The sequence below is a fragment of the Paenibacillus anseongensis genome (genome assembly GCF_009757995.1).
GTDB lineage: Bacteria > Bacillota > Bacilli > Paenibacillales > NBRC-103111 > Paenibacillus_E > Paenibacillus_E chondroitinus.
This window is the reverse complement of the sequence record NZ_WSEM01000016.1, coordinates 1281361-1300304: the sequence shown is the minus strand read 5'-3', so window position 1 is coordinate 1300304 and position 18944 is coordinate 1281361. Positions and strand designations below refer to the sequence as shown.

Genomic DNA, 18944 nt, shown 5'->3' with positions numbered 1-18944 from the left:
GGCATGCAAGAGAATAATTGCTCTCGCTGCATCACTTTTGCATATCGACATTGTGAGGTTTGTGTGGGATTATGTAGGGTAGTGATTGCTAGATGAGGGGCGGGGCGGCGATGGGGAGTACACGTGGAATCGCACTGGTGACAGGTGCATCCAGCGGTTTCGGCTTATTAACGTCAATTGCGCTGGCTCAAAAAGGGTATCATGTGATCGCAACGATGCGGGACTTGAGCAGGGGCGATTCTTTGTTGCTGCAAGCTAAAAAGGCAGGCGTAAACTCATCCATCGATACCATGCGCTTAGATGTAACGATTCAGACATCGATTGAAGAGGCTGTTTCTGCTATCATGAAGAAGTATGGACGAATCGATGTGCTGATTAACAATGCCGGCTTCGCTGTTGGCGGCTATGTAGAAGATGTACCAATGGAAGCATGGCGATCCCAGCTGGAAACAAATGTGTTTGGCGTCATTGCAACGACCAAGGCCGTTTTACCGATCATGCGCGGTAACGAGTCAGGCTGTATCGTCAATGTGAGCAGTGTGAGCGGATTGTCGGCCTTTCCCGGGTATGCGCCATATAGCACATCCAAGTTCGCGATCGAGGGATTTAGCGAATCCCTTCGTTTGGAAATGCTGCCGTTTGGCATTCGTGTACATCTGGTTGAACCGGGAGCCTACCGCACGGAGATTTGGCGAAAAGGTTTCGAGGCTATTCATACGACGGAAACATCGCCGTACTGGCAGCAGCTCGGCAGGGTGCTGGCGTATTCGCGGAAAGCGGCCATGACCGCACCCGATCCGCAGGAAGTTGCAGACGCAATCGCGCGGCTAGTGGACAAGCCGGGAGCGAAACTTCGTTATCCGCTTGGCCGCGGTGTGCAGATGGGGCTTTGGGCTAGGAGTTTTTTGCCATGGAAATGGTATGAAGGCCTCTTACATCGATTGTTGAAATAACAATGTCGGTGGTAGCGGTAGAGGTAGTGACAGTGATAGCAACAGTGACAGGGAGTCCAGAACGCAGAAAATCAAGGAGTGAAATGAATGTCTCGCAAGTGGGAACGAATGGTCAGTAAAAATGCTAAGAAAATCAATAAGGATAGGTCCAAAAGAGGGATTGCCCCTATTTCGACAGATCCTGATCGGGCTGAAGTATTTAAGGGCAGAAGTATTATGTTAGCTTTGTTTTTCGTTCTGATTTCCGTCTTTCTATTGTTGACTTTGACTAAAACGAGTGGGGACACCATGTATTGGTACACAACTTGCGCATACATGGTAGTAGGTTTGTTCGTTTATTTCATTCGCAGACCTTATCTGAAGGTGAGTAAGACGAGCTTGTCGAAGCGTGGATTTGCCAGAGAGTTGGTACTGGGTGCGGATAACATTAACGAGATCGTGTATGCACCAGGACAAGTGGTTATTCATTTGAAAGGCAAGTCCCCGCGCTGGGTGTACAATAGAACGTTGAATCGTTTTGATGTGGCGGCCATGGCGGGCAGATTGAAGAAATTTGCTGAGCAGAACCAAGTTGCTTTTGTGGATAAAACGGTTTAGGCATGAATGAAGCTGTCTTCGTGGGTCTGATGGACCTTTCGGAGACAGCTTTTTTTGTTTGCCGTGCAGATGAGGTAGATAACGGAACTCCAGGGCGCTATATCGATGTAATTGGCCATTTGCGACATTGTAAGGGAACTGTGGGGCACTATTTTAAGGTTTTTGGATAAAATGGGGCAAATTCGTTGGAATAGAACCCTGTAGTTCCGTTTCCGCTGCCAAATCGCCTTTTTACCAGAGAATAGCGTCTTGTAGTTCCGTTAAATGTAAGTAACGTTGGCCGCCGTACTCAAGCGGATGCCGGGTTTAATCATATTTATCATCGTCAACTCGGAGGACATTATCCATGATCAACTCGGCTTCCGTCTCAAAGTTGAGGTGGAGCCGCGCGGGGAGGATATCCAGGATGTCCTGCACCATCTCTAAATTCATCAGATCGTCGATGGATAACGGCCGCCGCTCTAACGCTTGGACCCATTCACGGAAAACATCGATGAATAGGTAAAAAGAGGACTGGAATTGGTCCGCGACCGCTTCCTGCTCATCGTTACGCGAGGCAGACATGGCGTTCCAGTTGTCGATGGTCGTTTGCAAGGCTTGTTTAACGGTTGGGTTCATATGATCTCCTTTGATAACATGTTGGTTTTGCTGGGCGTGAAGCGTAAGAGTATGCGGCGATATTTTGCATCGTCGCGGAGTGCGGCAGCGAACCTTCGTCGGCGACAACGCGCGCTCAGGATTCGCGCGCGGATGGAGCGCGTCTGTAACGATGTATCTCATCGTTACAGATGCCTCACGCCAAAGCTTGCGAAGATGAACGAATGAGCAGCTCCGAAGGCAGGATCATCTTCCGATGCTCCAGCGTTGCTTCACCTTCAATGCGCTCAATGAGCAGCTGCATGCCCAATGCGCCGAATTGATAGGCTGGCTGTGAAGCTGCGGTCAAAAAAGGATTTAAGGCATCGGTGGGGCCGAAACCATCGAAGCAAACGACCGAGAGATCGCTGGGAACCTGAAGGCCGCGCTTTCTCAGGGCTTGAACGGCGCCAATGGCCAGCATGTTGTTGGCTGCAAAAATGGCGGTAGGCGGATTCTCGTGATGGATCAGAGCATCAAGCGCAGATTCATCTTGAAAATCCCGGAAGTTCCGGTGAATCACGAGCGAATCCTCGACAGCGAGTCCGCTGAGCAGATGAGCTTCGCGATAGCCTGTATATCGTAGACGAGCGGTAGATACATCAGGGGAGCCGTTAATCATGGCGATCCGGCGATGCCCGAGCTCAATCAAGTGCTCTACGAGCTTTCTTGCGCCTTCTTTGCTGTCCCCAAGCACGAGATCCGCTTCAATGCCCGGAATTTCACGGTCGAGTACGACGAAAGGAATGTTATGTTTTTGCAGCTGCAGCAAATTCTCGAGCGAGTGATCCCCGGTAGGGGCGAACAGGACGCCGTCCACACGGGTAGACAACATCATATCGACATAACCTTTCTCCTTCGCGTAGTCCTCATCGCTATTTGCGAACAACAGCCGGTAACCGGCTCGAAGCGCGGCATCCTCAGCCCCGCGGGCGAGTGTTGTATAAAACGGGTTCGTAATATCTGTTATGAGCAGTGACAGAATTTTCGTCTTTTGAAGGACGAGGCTGCGGGCCATCGAGTTTGGAATATAGTGAAGTTCTTCCATAACCTTCTTCACACGCTTGCGCGTGGCTTCGCTGATGCGGCCCGTGTTATTGATAACTCTGGAAACGGTCATTGCGGAAACGCCGGCTTTTTCAGCGATATCATAAATTGTAATCAAATAGCGTCACCTTTTCATTCATGTATTTGTCTATTGTATAGAAATTAAAGATTGACAGCAAGGTTTAAAGTTGATAATTTTGAGTTATCGATAACACACATTTTTGGAGGAGGGTTTGAATATGCTAAAAGGAATACCGCCCATTTTGTCACCTGAGTTATTGAAGGTATTGATGGAGATGGGCCATGGCGATGAAATTGTTTTAGCGGATGGAAACTTTCCGGCAGCAAGCCATGCGAATCGTCTGCTTCGCTGCGACGGCCATGGCGTTCCGGAATTATTGGAAGCGGTTTTATCGTTATTCCCTCTGGATACATACAGTGAACAGCCGGTAGCTTTAATGGCCGTTGTTCCCGGTGATCAAGTGGAAACGCCGATCTGGGGCGTATACGAAGAAATCATTCAAAAGCACATGAAACCGGAGATTGAATATGTTGAGCGGTTTGCTTTTTATGAAAGAGCCAAGAAAGCTTATGCCATTGTAGCAACAAGCGAGAAAGCTTTATACGCCAATGTCATTTTGAAAAAAGGTGTCATTAGTTCGTAATCTGAATTATCGATAACCCTAAAAGTTGACGTGCGATAGAACCTTATATATCTCAATAACCCATTACTGAGGAGGTTAAAAACATGGCAAGCAGCAATCACAGATGGAACCAGGATTTTCCGAAGATCGGGATCAGACCAGCAATTGACGGCAGAAGAAAAGGGATTCGCGAATCCCTGGAAGAAATAACGATGAACATGGCCAAAGCCGTAGCGGCACTATTGAGCGAAACTTTGAAATATCCAAATGGCGAACCTGTTGAGTGTGTCATTGCGGACACTTGCATTGGCGGGGTAGCGGAAGCGGCAGCCGCAGCCAACAAATTCTCGAAATCCGGCGTAGGCGTGTCCATTACGGTTACTCCTTGTTGGTGCTACGGAACAGAAACAATGGATATGGATCCGTCCACACCGAAAGCGATTTGGGGCTTTAACGGTACAGAGCGTCCCGGCGCTGTTTATTTGGCGGCAGTTTTATCTGGTCACGCACAAAAAGGGATTCCTGCCTTCGGTATTTACGGAAAAGATGTGCAGGATGCCGGTTCAGCGGACATTCCTCAAGACGTTCAGGAGAAATTGCTCCGTTTTTCTAAAGCCGGTCTTGCAGCCGCTTACATGAAAGGCAAATCGTACTTGGCGATCGGCTCCGTTTCCATGGGGATTGCGGGTTCAATCGTGAATGAGGAGTTATTTCAGAACTACCTGGGTATGCGCAACGAATATGTTGATATGTCGGAGCTGGTTCGCCGCATAGAGGAGGAAATTTTTGATCCGGAAGAGTACCAATTGGCGCTAAACTGGGTCAAGGAGAATTGCGCAGAAGGGCCTGATAATAATCCAGCTGCCATCCAAACAACACGTGAAAGAAAAGATCAAGACTGGGAGACCGTTGTGAAAATGTCCATGATCGTCAGGGACTTAATGATAGGCAATCCGCGCCTGGCCGATCTTGAATTTGGAGAAGAAGCGCTTGGTCACAACGCGATCCTTTCCGGCTTCCAAGGCCAACGCCACTGGACGGATCATTTCCCGAACGGCGACTTCATGGAAGCGATTTTGAACACATCCTTTGACTGGAACGGCAAACGTGCGCCTTATTTGGTTGCTACCGAAAACGACAGCCTTAACGGGGTTGCGATGCTTTTCGGTAATCTTTTGTCGAACACGGCGCAAATTTTTGCAGATGTAAGAACATACTGGAGTCCTGACTCCGTTAAACGGGTGACAGGGCACACATTAAGCGGTGCAGCAAAAGACGGCATACTTCACTTAATCAACTCGGGTCCAGCAGCACTCGACGGTACAGGTGAGCAGTCGCGTGACGGTCAGCCTGCCATGAAACCTTACTGGGAAATTACCGATGAAGAAGTGGGCAAATGTCTGAAAGCGACATCTTGGCGCCCGGCTTCCCTCGAATATTTCCGCGGAGGCGGGTACTCGTCAGACTTCCTTACCAAAGGTGGAATGCCAGTAACGATGTCCCGAATCAACCTTGTGAAGGGCTTGGGACCTGTCCTGCAATTGGCCGAAGGTTACTCCGTGGATCTGCCTGAAGATGTTCATAAGACATTGGACGATCGTACGGATTCAACGTGGCCGACAACTTGGTTTGCTCCGATTTTGACAGGTGAAGGGTCATTCACGGATGTGTACTCGGTTATGGATAACTGGGGTTCGAACCATGGTTCTATCAGCTACGGCCACATCGGCGCAGATTTGATCACGTTAGCGGCGATTTTGAGAATTCCGGTTTCCATGCATAACGTGGCCAAAGAGCAAATTTTCCGTCCGCGTGTTTGGAGTAATTTCGGAACGTCCGACCCGGAAGGTGCGGATTTCAGGGCTTGCAGCTCCTTTGGTCCTTTGTACAAGTAAGAGGAATTGAGGTGCCGCCTCGTTAGTGCACTTAGTACACACCCTTAGAATATGCTGGTCGTCGATTTCGGGGCTAGCAGCAGAAAACCCGTTCTCATCGGTATTTGATGGGGGCGGGTTTATTGGTGTTTGGGGGGCTGGGCGTCTGCGGCAGGGCTTAGCCGATGGGATAATTTGAGAGGGGCAATCGCCTCTCTCATTTGTTTAGGCTAGTTTAAGAGCGCGTTTTCTGCGACTTTCGGAGGGGTTAAGTGTGAGCGCTGATGAAATCAACGCTCAGATGATGCATCTTGAGGCGTGCAACCTCAAGAAAAGAGCTAAGGTGGCTTCGAAGCCACCTTAGAGGAACTACAAGCCGCTATTTCGCAGAAAAGCGGCGATAGAGCTGTTGCAGGGGAACTACAGGGCACTATTTTAAGGTCTTGGGCGGATTTTCCGCCGAATACCTTGAAATAGCGCCCCACAGTTCCCTTTCTTTATGAAAAAGGCGCATTTCGCAGAAATAGCACCCTGTAGTTCCCATCTGCGGCTGGCCAGAGCCGGCAGAGATATTAAGAGGGGCAATCGAGCCCCTCGATTGTTTATGCTAGTTTAAGAGCGAGCTATGAGCGACTTTCGGAGGAGTTGAGTGTTAGTGCTGGTGAAATCAGCGTTCGAATGATGTGTCGTGGAGTAATGAGAAAGGGTGATGAGCAATAAATAGTGATTAATTGTAGATTGCTTTTGCTAGTGAAGAATCGTGGAGTAATGAGAAATGGTGATGAGCGATAAATAGTGTTTAATTGTAGATTGCTTGTGCTAGTGCTAGTGCTGCATTGGTGATTCGATGTGATGTGAAGTGAAGCAATGTAATGGTTATACTAGCGCGACGACTGCATGCTCAATTCATTGGAGCTCATCTAATGGAAATTAAAGTAGTGTATAAGTATGAAGACTTAGCAGCAGCAGTCAACTCCAAGTAGAACAAAAAGGGAATGGATATGGGGTGGAAAAGCGTAGCGCCCGTATTTGAAATCGTGTTCGAACCATAAATATAAATTCAAAAGAAACACGATTTCAAGAAACGGTTGGAACCCCATATCCAATTCCCTCCCTGTGCTCAAACGTAGGGGTTTATGGCAATTATTTTCCCGTACTAGGTTTCCGTACTCAGGTTCCCGCACTTTGGTTTCGAGTACTCAGACTTCCGAGGATTTATGACAAGTTGCACATAGTTACATCCGACACAATAAACGTAATAAAAACCATAGGAAAGCCAATTGTTGTACAATAAAATGAAGAGGATGCATGAAAAGAATACCGAGGTGAACTATGGTAAATATTTTAGTTGTCGATGATGAGCCTATGATTTGTAAAGGTGTTGCAACCATTTTGAAGCAGTCCAAGCTGGATATTGGCGAGGTTTTTATTGCATATAACGGGTTTGAGGCGCTCGATTTCATTCATTTGGAGAAAATCGATCTCGTGTTTACTGATATTCAGATGGAAAAGATGAACGGCATTGAATTAATTGAAAATATATTCATGGAGGATCCATCGATTCCGATTGTCATTTTATCCGCTCATGGCGAGTTTGAATATGCGCAGAAGGCGATTCGTTTCGGAGCCAAGGAATATTTGGTGAAGCCGATTACGCCGCCGCACCTGATTGCAGTAACAGCGAAGCTGCTCAAGGAAAAGGAAGAACGGCAGCAGCATTTTTCCAATTGGGAAGGCAATCGAACGCTGGCGGACATTACGACGCTGGAGATGAACTATTATTTGAGCGAGATTGTCACGGGAACCGTCCATGAATCCGAAGTGCCCGATATTAGGGAGAAACTTGGGAGTCGTGCGTCCGGCACCCATTACAGCATGCTGGTGATCAAGCTATTTTTAAACCGGGGCGGCATTAGAGATGAGGAGATTGCGACGCTGAAAGACCGTAGTCTTCTGAAGTACGCCGCTTTGAATATTATTGAAGAGACCGCAAGCCAGTGGAGCCATCTTGTTTTTAATACGCACAATTCCACGTTTTCCTTGTTGATGCAAATTCCTGAGGAAGAGAAACAAGGAACACTCAGTATTAATCAAATGCTGATGGTCGCTCAAATGATTCATGCGAATTTGCAAAAATATGTGAATGTCAAATGCCAAATCGGCATCAGCCGTATTCAGGAAGGCATCATCAAATGGCCCGTCATCTACAAAGAAGCGATGGAGAGCTTGACGTGGGGTGAGACCCAGAAAGACCATTATATGTTTTACATAGAGGATATCGGGAAAACGACGAATGAGCAGAACTTAACGAACACGCAAGTGGACGAGGCGAATAATCGCATTGTTTTTGAGACGAAAACGTATATTGAACATCATTTTTGCGATAAAGGGCTGAAGCTGCAGGACATCGCAGACAGTGTGCATTTGAGCCCCAATTACTTGAGTTATTTGTTTAAAAGAGTGATGGGCCAGGGGATTTGGGATTATGTGACCCAACTGCGTATGGAAAAAGGAAAACAGCTGATTCTCATGACAGATAAACGCCGATATGAAATTTCGGAGGAAATCGGGTACGAATCGCCGGAGCATTTTAGCAAAATATTTAAAAAGCATTTCGGGATGAATATTTCGGAGATCAAAGTGGCAGGACCGTAATATGCGACATGATTAGCGTAACAAGGCACATCGCAAGGCTGCCGGGGTACCCCTTATAATCGGAATTGTAGCAGCAAACGTAACTAACATGATTTTGAAAGGGGAACCAAATATGAGAGGTAAGAAGACATCCGCAATTACAGCGATTGCCCTGACGGTTCTTTTGGCAGGATGTGGCACATCATCCACTACAACGAGCGCGCCAAGCGCGAGTCCTGCCGCAACGGGAGCAACCAACGCTTCTACGGCAACGCCTGCAGCCAAAAAGGTGACCATCACTGCCCAAGGCTTCAAGCCGGACCAAAAAGAGAAAAACGATCAACTGGATCAGCGGATCGCCCGCTTTAAAGCGAAAAATCCGAACGTTGAATTTAAAAAAGACGACTGGCAGTACAATCCGCTTGAAATTGGGATCAAAATGGCTTCTAACAGCGCTCCGACCGAATACACAACGTATGCAACGGAAGGCAAGGTGCTTGTTGATAAGAAATGGGTAGCGGACATTACCGATTCCATGAACGCCTGGGAGCATTCGAAAGACATGAATGATCTTCTCTCCAAACCGTTTGTGGTGAATGGCAAAACGTATGGGGTGCCGATCGACGGCTACGTCATGACGATTACCTTGAACAAAAAGTTGTTCAAAGAGAAAGGCGTCGAACTTCCGCCAATGGATTGGACGTGGGATGACCTTCTTGCAGCTGCGAGAAAAATCAACGACCCGGTCAAAGGTATCGCTGGTTTTATTCCAATGGGGAAAGGTCCTGAAGCGGGCTGGAACTGGACGAATTTCCTCTATGCAGCGGGCGGAGATGTGCAGAAGCTCGACGGCGGTAAAGTCGTAGGAATCTTCAATTCCGATGCAGGTTTGAAAGCGCTTGAATTTTATAAAAAACTGAAAGATGAAAACTTGATTCCACAAAACTGGGCACTCGGTTACGGGGATGCATTAAGCGCATTCTCTCAAGGACGCGGCGCGATGGTTATGTGCGGAAGCGGAAATGCCGCAGATGCTGCGATTAATGAAGGCGGTATCTCCAAAGAGGATATGGTGGTATATCCGATGCCAGCGCTTACCAAAGGCGGCAAACATACGGGCGTTCTCGGTGGCAACTACCGTGTAATCAATCCGAAGAGCGACAAAGATCAGCAGACTGTGGCTTTTAAATGGATTACGGATGAGTACTTCACGGACGATTTCTTGAACTCCACGAAAAAAGAGATCGAGGACCGCAAAACGAAAAACCGCGTCTACATTCCGCAACCGATCAACTACTGGAAAGATTCCTCCGATTTCGGTAAAAAATACACGGACTTATTAGCGAAATATGACAACGTCTTCAAATACGACCCGCAGCTGCTCAGTCTTTGGGACGGCAAGCCGGAAGCTCAATATGAAGCGCAAAAGTATTACACAGAGATGGCCAATGTGATCCAAAAAGTGTTCACAACCAAAGATGTAGATTTGAAAAAGGCTCTGACAGATGCGTCGAATAAAGTGCAAACCGAAGTCTTTGATAAAGTGAAAGTCGAATAGCGACCGGAACAATCGGATCTAAGCTGCCTTTGCGGTTTAGGTCCGATTTCATAAGGAGTGTTGGAGATGGATGCAGAATTAAGTGTACAGCCAGTCGCAGCGGCAAGCACCGTTAAGAAAAAGATCAATTGGTATTTGTGGGGAACGTTATTCATTATCCCGGAGATCGTGCTGTTTATTATTTTCTTGTGGGTGCCGATTATAAAAGGGATTTTCTACAGCTTTTACAATATTGATTTTGTGGACGGCAATCATTTTGTTGGCCTTGAAAATTATCTACGTATTTTTCAGGATGAGCTTCTGCTGATATCTGTCAAAAATACCTTGTATTATATGGGGCTGGGTATCGTGATCGGCTTCTGGGTCCCACCGCTTGTTGCGATCGCAGTCACGGAATTAAAGTGGTTTCAGGGAGGAGCGCGCATTATCGGATACTTGCCCAGTGCGATTCCCGCTATCGTTCTATACGGCATGTGGCAGTGGTTTTATGATGCAGTAGGTCCGATCAACTCTTTTTTGCAAACGTTGGGGTTTCCTCAGCTGCAATTCTTCAGCCCTAAGCTCGCTATGGGTTCCATCGTTCTGCTCGAAACGTGGCAAAGCTTCGGGGCGGCTACACTCATCTATATCGCCGCTATCGTAGGAATTCCACGAGATATCTACGAAGCGGCGGAGATTGACGGGGCGAGCGTGTGGCAGCGAATCCGCTACATCACATTGCCGAGTATCCGAACCTTGATGCTGCTCCTGCTGCTTCTGCAGGTGATTACAACGTCACAGGGCTTCCAAGCGCAGCTATCCATGACCGATGGCGGGCCGAATAATGCAACGTTAACGTACCTGCTGTGGCTCAATCATACGGCATTCCGGGATCTTGATTTTGGCAAAGCAAGCGCGATGGGCAGCTTAATGTTTTTTGTCTTAATCCTGTTGTCTGTGTTATACAATTTGCTGCAGCGTAGAGGTGAGAAGGCATGAAGCAAGAAGAACGCGGTATTATTTCCAGATTTGATATGAAAAAAGGCACGGTACGCACGGGCTACACGATCATGGTGCTGTTGATGCTTTTGATGGGTGTAACGATGTTGTACCCGTTTTTCAATACGTTTTTTGGCTCATTAAAAACGCGGGAGGAATTTTTCGCTTTCCCTCCGACCTTCTTCCCAGAGAGCTGGGTATGGACCAACTATAAGGATGCTTTTACCGGATTCGATCTTCCCTTGTTGACATTTCTCAAAAATACCGTGTTCATCTATGTCGGCAATGTGATCGTTTCCCTGCTGTTGATCGGATTAGCGGCATATGCGCTGTCTCATTTGAAAGTTCCTTTCAAACGATGGGTGACGCTGTTTTTCTTTTCTACGCTCCTCATCCCGCCGGCCACGTACGTTGTGCCTAATTTGCTCAATTTGAAAAGCCTCGGGATGCTGAATACCTACTGGGCGTTCTGGCTGCCGGCTGCGGCGAATGCGTATTTCATGCTGCTGCTCAAAAACTTTTTTGACGGCATTCACAAAGAGATTCTGGAAGCGGCGAGGATAGATGGCGCAACCGAATTCAGCTCCTTCATCCGAATTGCTGTTCCGCTTTCAACACCGATTATCGGTACACTGTTGATGTTAATCTTTTCGGCGACGTGGAACGATTTCTACTGGCCTAGTCTCGTGATGTCGGAGAGAGGGATGTATCCCCTGGCTACCGGGATTTATCTGTATGTCGTTTACTCGACATCGGTGATCCCGTGGAGCGTCCGTTTCGCAGTGCTGACGATGGCGATGCTGCCGCCTGTGGTGTTTTTCCTCGTTTTTCAAAAATTTATTATTCGTGGCATTTCAGTTTCCGGTGTAAAAGGATAAGCAAATAACGTCCATCAGAAACTATTTCTGGTGGCGTTTTCTTTTGCTTAAAGGAGAATGTCGCCGAGATCGCGAAACTAGGTGAAAGCAAGGGATATCGGGAGTATGACCTGATGAAACGGCTGGAAAGGAAGGGGAAATCAGTTTGCGAAAAATGCTGCGTAATATGAATCTGATGAAAAAGCTGATCGTCCTGCTCATCTTATTCGTTGTCATCCCGATTTTGGTTTTGGATCTGGTTGTCGCCAAAAAGCTGGAGTCCATTACAGAAGAGCAGGTGGGCAACGCTTTGCTGCAATTAGTGCGGGGCAGCCACTTAACGTTGGATCGGGAAAGCAGCGATTTCGAGGAAAAGACGGAAAAAATCATGATCTCTCAGGAGATTCAACAGCTTGCTAGCATCCCTTCCTCATCGGAATATGAGCGATTTGAAATCTTCAAAACGCTTGATAAATATTTGAGTAACTATTCAACGAACGCGATTCGTTACTCCATGTTCTTTTCGGACACTGATAAGCAGTATTCGTTCGTGCCGAATTCGGATATTTTAAACAACGGGATTTTTTATGCGACGGATTTGAATGCGCTCTCTTGGTACAAATCGGTAAGTCAAGCCAAAGGGAAAGGGGTTCTTCGCGTCATAGATAAGTTTGGCTATAATCCGAATAACGTGAAAACCGTTGCTTATTTGCGGCAGCTCAACAGCATTTATAACGGAGAAACGGTCATCGGTTACTTGCTTGTGTCGGGCATTGAGACGCCGTTGCAGCAGGATTTTTCGCCCTTTGATAAATATGCGGATGGGCAAGTGATGCTGCTGGATCAAGAAAATACGGTGCTCGCCTCCAACACGGAGAAATTCCAGATCGGCTCTACAGTGTCTGCGGCTGCGGATAAAGTGGAGGGTGTTTGTAAGCTGAAGGAAGCCGGTGTGGAGTACATGCATGTACTTCATACAAGTGAAGCAACGAATACGAAACTGCTGATGAGGGTGCCGGTTCAATCGATTATTATTGATCATATTAGTGTGCAGCGTCTAGTGGACTGGATCATGTTTATTTACTTTTTGATCTTATTTTTGGCCAGCATCTACTTTATTCAATCGATCTTGAAGCCGATTTCGAGGCTGGCGCGTATTACCAATTCCTATCATCCAGGCAGGCCGCTGGCCATCTCCATGCATTCGGAGAGTAAAAATGAGATCGTGCTGCTCAGCAACCATTTTATCCGGATGACCGACCGTTTGAATCAGACGATTTATGATCAATATGAGCTGGAGTTAAAGCATAAGGAAATCGAATTATCGATTCTTCATACGCAAATTAATCCGCATCTCCTGTACAACACGCTGGAGTCTGTTTATTGGCATACTTTCATGGAAGGAGCGACGGAATCCGCTGAAATGATTAAAGACTTATCGCTTATTATGCGAATTGGCTTAAGTAAAGGAAAGCTGCTGATTCCGGTCATGGAGGAAATGAATCATGCGGAGGCTTACGTCCGCTTGCAATTGTTCCGCTATGAGTATGCTTTTCAGGTGCATTGGGACATTGAGGAGGAGGCCAAAAAGTACCTCGTACCGAAGGTCATCCTGCAGCCAATTATTGAGAATGCTATCCTGCACGGCATTAAGCATATGAGTCAAGACGGGGAGTTGTGGATTACGGTGCGCGTCCGGAGTGGTCTCGTCATGATCAGCGTGGAAGATAACGGTTACCGGCAGGTGGATATCGAGATGCTGAATGCGATTTTAAAAGGCAAAGAAAATAATCGCGGGTTCGGCATTATTAATGTTCAGAAGCGGATTCAGCTGCATTTTGGGAGCAGTTACGGCTTGCGCTACAGCCACAGAGAGGATCAAGGCGTACGTGCCTTGATTGAGATTCCGGCTGTCCTTGACGAGAATGAATGGAAGCAGCCTCCGGCCTGAGGCTTGGGAACTACTGCGTGAGGAGTAGTCCTGGCTCGGTACAAATGCAGTCGTCCAACCCTCCCGCGTCAGGGAACTACAGGCCTCTATTTCCTGGAAAAAGTAGGCCTTTCTACTATGACGGGAACTAGTGTCCGCTATTTGGCTATTTTTACACGGAAAATGTGTCAAGGAAGCGAACTAAAGCCCTGTAGTTCCGCTCGGGAGGAGATAGGTTGAATTCCCCGAGAATAGCGGACGTCAGTTCCCTTTGAGTGAAAACTAAGCGGAAATTAACGCTAGATCTGTTCTGAAATTTATCACACAAAAAGAACCTAATGGTATAAAAATACCACTAGGTTCTTTTTGTGTGAGGCTATGTTTAAGTTTAGTTTTGCGGTAAACCAAACTCGCTATTCGTTGATGTAGTGGGATCAGTAATATCCACATATTGATCGACCGTGTCCAGGACCTGACTCAGCTGCCAGCGGCTAAAAATAACATGGTCTGAAGAGATAGCATTATAGGTGCTTTCTTCTTTACTAATCTTAAAGCCTCGGTAATTCTCATAAATGGTTCTCATTCTGATCTCTCCCTCGCTTTGATGTATATCTTAAACTATCATCAATCGCAGATTTTTGGTAGAGGTGTAAATTGATAGATATTGTCAATTCTTGGCTTATTTCGTGTAAATATCATGAATTGCTTCTATTTTGCTGCCTATAGAGGGTTGGGGGCATCCCGATTTGCTTCTTAAACGCTTTTGAAAAGCTAAATAAATCAGGATAGCCAACGGAATTTGCAATTTCGGAAAGTGTATACGTTGTTTGCTCCAAAAGCAGCTTGGCTTCATTCATTTTCAAGGTTTGGAGGTACTCCATCGGGGTAACCCCGTACGTTTTGCCGAATTGTTTGGTAAAATGTGTTCTTTCTACGCCAACATGATCCGATACTCGCTGTACCGTAATTCCTTCGGCGTAATGGATTTGCATATAGGAGAGGCCCATTTGCAGCCAGGTAACGGAGCGATTTTCGTGATTGGCCGCGGGTCGGTGCATACCTGACAATGAATCAAAAACACGATACAGATGATTCAGTCTCGTCAGATCCGTTGCTTGGCGTTCTCCTTCGCTGACTGCGCTTATGAAGTCCCACATCAGGCTGAGAGCTTGCTCGGTTGCAGCGCCCGAGAGATGAGGCGAGTGAGGACTCAGCCCGATTCGTTCCAACAAATGAAGCGACTGCTTCCCGTCGAAAGCCACGAAAATTTTACGCAGCGGATTGGTCGCGACGGTCACATACTCATGCGTCACCTGTGGAAATAAACAAAACATATCTCCTTTGCCTAGTGGGAAAGTCCGATTGTTTTGATGAAATGTCCCTTGGCCGTCCAGCACGAAAATCAAATAATAATAGGGCGTCGTCCTGGGACCGATGTGATAATTGGATTTCGCAATATTATGGCCGATGCGGATGGGCCACACATTGCCTGCTTTTTCAAATTCGGAAGGGGTAAAATAGTAAATCTCCAAATACTCATGATGATCCTCACGCATGTTTTTCCTCATTGACTACACCTCTTTTTCACATGCCCAGCCCAATGAACTTTCATGAAGCAAGCAGAATGACAACTCCATCATAAGACCAAAAACCACAAATTGACAAGTTGAAAATAACGCGAAATGACATTGACCACGGCCGTGGTTCGTTGTTATGATACAAATACATTGTATTCCTACCTTTTTTGTAGGATTTTGACCAGACAACTGGAAATAACAAAAATAATAACATCAAGTCGACAGGAGAGCCTGAGATGACACTTCATAAAGAGATTGAGTTTGGTTGGTTTTTGCCGACATCCGGTGATGGTAAGTATGTTGGGGTAGCCCCGGAGCGGGAAGCTACATTGGATTATTTAATCGATGTCGCCCAAACAGCAGAACGATCCGGATTTGAATTTGTCCTGATTCCAACCGGGGGAGCTTGCTTGGACGCTTGGGTTGTGGGCTCTGCGGTAATGAGCCACACGACGACTTTGCGGCCGTTAGTTGCCGTACGTCCCGGACTGGTCGCCCCTGTACTGGCAGCGCGGATGGGAGCGGCATTGGATGTACTTTCCGGAGGGCGGGCCATGATCAATGTTGTAACCGGCTCGTCCGTGCAGGATTTGGAAGAATTAGGGGATCCATTAGCACATGCCCATGATGAAAGATACGAGCGTGCTAGAGAGTATGTAGAGGTTATGCAGCAAGCTTGGACGCAAACCGATGTCCTCGCGGCATCCGAGTTTGCGGATGCATCGAAGAATGACAAGGTGAAAGAAAGCCAGCTTTACCAAGGGAAGTATTATCAATTCAATCGTCCCGTTTCTTCTCCGTTAACGGTTCAAAAACCGCATCCGCCTTTTTACCTAGGAGGAAGCTCGCCTGCTGCCAAGCGATTGGCGGTTGAAGTGGCCGACACGTATCTGATGTGGGGCGAACCTCATGATTGGATTCGTGAACAGATCAGTGAGATCGAAACGGTTCGGGCCGAGTATACGGCAGAAACAGGAGTGGACCGTCCTCTTCGTTACGGACTGAGAGCGCAAGTGCTCGTTCGTGAAACGGAAGAAGAGGCTTGGGCAGCAGCTTGGGAGAGCATCTCCAAGGTGTCGCCAGAAGCGATTGCGAAAGCGCAAGCGTCGTTTGCCAAAACAGATGCGACCAATCAGCAGCGTCAGAACGATTTGAGGGAGCTTTCGAAGGACCAGCAATTCGTCGTAGGACCCAATTTGTGGACGGGTTTATCCCTTGTCCGCTCCGGTGGCGCAATCCTCCTTGTCGGCACAGCCGATCAGGTCGCGGATCGATTGGTTGAATACGCCGAATTAGGCGTCTCATCATTCATCCTTTCTGGGTACCCTCATCTGGAGGAGGCAGAAACATTTGGTCAAGCTGCACTTCCGTTATTCCGGGAGAAATGGCAACTGAAGCTGCAAGAGGCCGGAGTGCCATCTAACGCATAAAGCAAGTAACAGCGTTACGAAACATTTAATCAGGAGGTCTTTCCATGAACAAACATAAAAGAAAGAGCGGGTTCCTCGTTGCAACGATCACATTGCTGTCCATCCTTACGGCAGCTTGCGGATCGAATACAGACACCGCATCAACACCAGGCGCATCTACCGGAGCTAGCGCGACCGCTGCTGCTTCAGGCAAACCTGTAACCATTAGCTTCCTGCATTGGCGTGGAGAAGACGTGAACTCCTTGAATGGCATTATTGCCAAATTCCAAGCCGAGAATCCGAACATTAAGGTCGAGATGCAAACAATGCCCTCGGAGCAGTACCAATCCACCGCACAAGCCAAGTTGGCAGACGGTTCTGTAGGTGACGTGTTCACAACGTTCCCTGGCGCGCAGTTCGAAGCGTTATCTAAAGCAGGCATTTTCACGGATTTGTCTTCGGAAAAATTTCTGAGCAATTTTAACGATACCCTTATTCAAGTAGGCAAAAAAGACGGTAAACAAGTGGCAGTCCCTTACCAGCTGGTTTACAACGATCCGATTTATAATGTCAAACTGTTTCAAAAGTTTAATCTGACTCCGCCGAAGGATTGGGAAGGCTTTCTGGCTTTATGCGAAACGCTGAAAAAGAACGGCATTATTCCAATCGCTTTTGCAGGCGCGGATATTGGTCCGGGGCAATTTATGAATACGATGGTGATGAACAATGAACCAAGCGCCGACATTTTCACTAAAGTCGAAGCGGGTCAAGCGAAATTAACTGACGAGTTCTGGGTCAAAACCTTAACGCAATTCAAGGAGCTTAACGATAAAGGTTATCTCCAACCTGATGCGCTGGGCACAAAGGACGCGGCAGCAGGGGCTCTTTTTATCCAAGAAAAAGCAGCCATTCTGGCCAGCGGATCCTATCAATTAGCGCAAAACAAAAAGCAAAATCCGAACTTGGAGCAAAAACTGCTCGCGCCTATTACAGTCGCTGCTGATCAGGCGAAATATGAAGGTGTCCACACAAGTACGTTTATGCTAGCCGTGAATAGCAAATCCAAGCATCCGGCTGAAGCTAAGAAATTCATTGAGTTTTTAAGCCGTAAGGAGATTGCGGGTACGTATGCGAATGAGACGGGGCAAAATGTAACGGTCAAAGACGTTCAGTACACATCGCCTGAGCTTCAGGTAGCGACAGAGTGGGCAGGAAAGAAAACACTCTTCCAGCCGCGCTTCAGCATCACGAATGCTGACAATCAGAAGGCGGTAACGAATTCTATTCAGGCTGTGCTCAGCGGTAAATCGCCTCAGGATGCTGCGAAAGAAGCGCAGGCTATTATTGATCAGCATCTAGTCAAATAAGATGACCTATAATCGCCGTGTGTTATGGCTGTTCCTTCTGCCGGGAACGCTCCTGTACTTGTTCTTATTCGTAGCACCGACATTAACCGGATTGTTTTACTCGTTTACAGATTGGGACGGCGTATCGCCGTCCTATCAGCTTGTCGGGTTGAACAATTACGCCAAAACGCTGCATAACATCGTCTTCCAGAAAGCGCTCTGGAACAATACGAAATTCATGCTGACGGTTGTGCTCGCGCAAACATTGGTGTCTTTGGCACTAGCCATGCTGCTCGTAAAAAATAGTAGAATTCACGTGCTCCTGCGCGCGCTTTACTTTTTCCCGACCATCCTCTCGTCGGTGGCGGTGGGGTTGATTTGGTCGTTTATGTACGATCCTTCCCTCGGATTAATCAACACATTGCTCCACCAAACGGGGCTTGGGGCATGGGGGCAAAATTGGATTGGCGGCGTCAAAATCGCACTTTACGCCATAGCCGGCGTTCAAGTCTGGGCGCATGCCGGACAAATGATGATTGTATTTATTGCCGGCCTGCACGCGATTCCAGAAGAATTGTATGAGGCGGCGAAAATAGATGGGGGCACCAGGTGGCAAGTGTTCCGCAAAGTAACCTGGCCGTTGTTGGCTCCGTCAGCGACGATTGTTGTTGCTTATACGACGATTCAGTCGTTTAAAGCTTTCGATCTAATCTTTACCATGACGGACGGCGGCCCCAACTATGCGACCGAAATTTTGACCACTTACATTTATCACACGGCTTTTGCTAACTACTCGTTTGGCATGGCTTCAGCAGGTTCTGTTTTGTTCCTTATTTTGTTGTCTATTTTGACGATCCTGCAGTTCAAAGCGCTGCGTGCAGATCGTGTTTCGTATTAATCCAAA

Annotated in this window: 16 protein-coding genes; 12 read left to right on the top strand and 4 right to left on the bottom strand. The window is 47.4% G+C overall.

Features of this window, described 5'->3' with window-relative positions; translation table 11 throughout:
- The first annotated feature begins 110 nt into the window (after positions 1–110).
- Both GON05_RS22305 and GON05_RS22300 read left to right on the top strand, forming a co-directional pair.
- Positions 111–953 (top strand): SDR family oxidoreductase, encoded by an 843-nt coding sequence (locus GON05_RS22305; protein WP_246239284.1) that lies wholly within the window; start codon positions 111–113, stop codon positions 951–953.
- An 87-nt stretch (positions 954–1040) separates the two neighbouring features.
- Complete coding sequence (locus GON05_RS22300) at positions 1041–1550, top strand: hypothetical protein (protein ID WP_127450038.1); 510 nt, start codon at positions 1041–1043, stop codon at positions 1548–1550.
- 306 nt (positions 1551–1856) lie between these two features.
- Here the strand turns inward: GON05_RS22300 and GON05_RS22295 are convergent, their stop codons facing one another.
- A complete protein-coding gene (locus GON05_RS22295) occupies positions 1857–2330 on the bottom strand; it encodes a hypothetical protein (RefSeq protein WP_246239283.1) in 474 nt (157 codons plus the stop codon).
- A 13-nt stretch (positions 2331–2343) separates the two neighbouring features.
- The gene (locus GON05_RS22290) at positions 2344–3351 is read right to left on the bottom strand and encodes a LacI family DNA-binding transcriptional regulator (protein WP_157321880.1); all 1008 of its coding nucleotides are present in this window, start codon (positions 3349–3351) and stop codon (positions 2344–2346) included.
- A 121-nt stretch (positions 3352–3472) separates the two neighbouring features.
- Here GON05_RS22290 and fucU point away from each other — a divergent pair, with 121 nt between their 5' ends.
- From fucU to GON05_RS22255, 7 genes are all read left to right on the top strand, one after another.
- The gene (fucU, locus tag GON05_RS22285) at positions 3473–3898 is read left to right on the top strand and encodes an L-fucose mutarotase (RefSeq protein WP_157321878.1); all 426 of its coding nucleotides are present in this window, start codon (positions 3473–3475) and stop codon (positions 3896–3898) included.
- Positions 3899–3981: 83 nt separating this feature from the next.
- Entirely contained in the window at positions 3982–5772 is a 1791-nt protein-coding gene (locus GON05_RS22280) for an L-fucose isomerase (protein ID WP_157321877.1), read from the top strand.
- A 1311-nt stretch (positions 5773–7083) separates the two neighbouring features.
- On the top strand, positions 7084–8406 hold the full coding sequence (locus tag GON05_RS22275) for a response regulator (protein WP_157321875.1): 1323 nt from the start codon (positions 7084–7086) through the stop codon (positions 8404–8406).
- Between the two features lie 112 nt (positions 8407–8518).
- Positions 8519–9943: an ABC transporter substrate-binding protein gene (locus GON05_RS22270; protein WP_157321874.1), complete on the top strand. Its 1425-nt coding sequence runs from the start codon at positions 8519–8521 to the stop codon at positions 9941–9943.
- A 66-nt stretch (positions 9944–10009) separates the two neighbouring features.
- Positions 10010–10921, top strand: coding sequence for a carbohydrate ABC transporter permease (locus GON05_RS22265; protein ID WP_157321872.1), 912 nt, complete (start codon positions 10010–10012; stop codon positions 10919–10921).
- Positions 10918–11799, top strand: coding sequence for a carbohydrate ABC transporter permease (locus tag GON05_RS22260; protein ID WP_157321870.1), 882 nt, complete (start codon positions 10918–10920; stop codon positions 11797–11799). The genes GON05_RS22265 and GON05_RS22260 overlap by 4 nt, the downstream gene beginning before the upstream one ends.
- Before the next feature lie 166 nt (positions 11800–11965).
- Complete coding sequence (locus GON05_RS22255) at positions 11966–13729, top strand: cache domain-containing sensor histidine kinase (RefSeq protein WP_185157235.1); 1764 nt, start codon at positions 11966–11968, stop codon at positions 13727–13729.
- Positions 13730–14096: 367 nt separating this feature from the next.
- Here the strand turns inward: GON05_RS22255 and GON05_RS22250 are convergent, their stop codons facing one another.
- Both GON05_RS22250 and GON05_RS22245 read right to left on the bottom strand, forming a co-directional pair.
- Positions 14097–14291, bottom strand: coding sequence for a hypothetical protein (locus GON05_RS22250; RefSeq protein ID WP_157321866.1), 195 nt, complete (start codon positions 14289–14291; stop codon positions 14097–14099).
- Between the two features lie 112 nt (positions 14292–14403).
- Positions 14404–15276: an AraC family transcriptional regulator gene (locus GON05_RS22245; RefSeq protein ID WP_157321864.1), complete on the bottom strand. Its 873-nt coding sequence runs from the start codon at positions 15274–15276 to the stop codon at positions 14404–14406.
- A 245-nt stretch (positions 15277–15521) separates the two neighbouring features.
- Between GON05_RS22245 and GON05_RS22240 the strand changes: the two genes are divergently transcribed.
- From GON05_RS22240 to GON05_RS22230, 3 genes are read left to right on the top strand one after another with little or no spacing between them, the layout of a single operon-like run.
- Complete coding sequence (locus tag GON05_RS22240) at positions 15522–16715, top strand: LLM class flavin-dependent oxidoreductase (RefSeq protein ID WP_157321862.1); 1194 nt, start codon at positions 15522–15524, stop codon at positions 16713–16715.
- Positions 16716–16759: 44 nt separating this feature from the next.
- A complete protein-coding gene (locus GON05_RS22235; protein ID WP_157321860.1) occupies positions 16760–18061 on the top strand; it encodes an ABC transporter substrate-binding protein in 1302 nt (433 codons plus the stop codon).
- A 1-nt stretch (position 18062) separates the two neighbouring features.
- Entirely contained in the window at positions 18063–18938 is an 876-nt protein-coding gene (locus GON05_RS22230) for a carbohydrate ABC transporter permease (protein WP_181646172.1), read from the top strand.
- Positions 18939–18944: the final 6 nt, after the last annotated feature.

Bases quoted from the DNA above. Each gene is read 5' to 3' on its own strand.
- GON05_RS22305 (WP_246239284.1), top strand. From the start codon at position 111: ATGGGGAGTACACGTGGAATCGCACTGGTGACAGGTGCATCCAGCGGT.
- GON05_RS22300 (WP_127450038.1), top strand. From the start codon at position 1,041: ATGTCTCGCAAGTGGGAACGAATGGTCAGTAAAAATGCTAAGAAAATC.
- GON05_RS22295 (WP_246239283.1), bottom strand. From the start codon at position 2,330: ATGAGATACATCGTTACAGACGCGCTCCATCCGCGCGCGAATCCTGAG.
- fucU (WP_157321878.1), top strand. From the start codon at position 3,473: ATGCTAAAAGGAATACCGCCCATTTTGTCACCTGAGTTATTGAAGGTA.
- GON05_RS22280 (WP_157321877.1), top strand. From the start codon at position 3,982: ATGGCAAGCAGCAATCACAGATGGAACCAGGATTTTCCGAAGATCGGG.
- GON05_RS22275 (WP_157321875.1), top strand. From the start codon at position 7,084: ATGGTAAATATTTTAGTTGTCGATGATGAGCCTATGATTTGTAAAGGT.
- GON05_RS22270 (WP_157321874.1), top strand. From the start codon at position 8,519: ATGAGAGGTAAGAAGACATCCGCAATTACAGCGATTGCCCTGACGGTT.
- GON05_RS22265 (WP_157321872.1), top strand. From the start codon at position 10,010: ATGGATGCAGAATTAAGTGTACAGCCAGTCGCAGCGGCAAGCACCGTT.
- GON05_RS22260 (WP_157321870.1), top strand. From the start codon at position 10,918: ATGAAGCAAGAAGAACGCGGTATTATTTCCAGATTTGATATGAAAAAA.
- GON05_RS22255 (WP_185157235.1), top strand. From the start codon at position 11,966: ATGAATCTGATGAAAAAGCTGATCGTCCTGCTCATCTTATTCGTTGTC.
- GON05_RS22250 (WP_157321866.1), bottom strand. From the start codon at position 14,291: ATGAGAACCATTTATGAGAATTACCGAGGCTTTAAGATTAGTAAAGAA.
- GON05_RS22245 (WP_157321864.1), bottom strand. From the start codon at position 15,276: ATGAGGAAAAACATGCGTGAGGATCATCATGAGTATTTGGAGATTTAC.
- GON05_RS22240 (WP_157321862.1), top strand. From the start codon at position 15,522: ATGACACTTCATAAAGAGATTGAGTTTGGTTGGTTTTTGCCGACATCC.
- GON05_RS22235 (WP_157321860.1), top strand. From the start codon at position 16,760: ATGAACAAACATAAAAGAAAGAGCGGGTTCCTCGTTGCAACGATCACA.
- GON05_RS22230 (WP_181646172.1), top strand. From the start codon at position 18,063: ATGACCTATAATCGCCGTGTGTTATGGCTGTTCCTTCTGCCGGGAACG.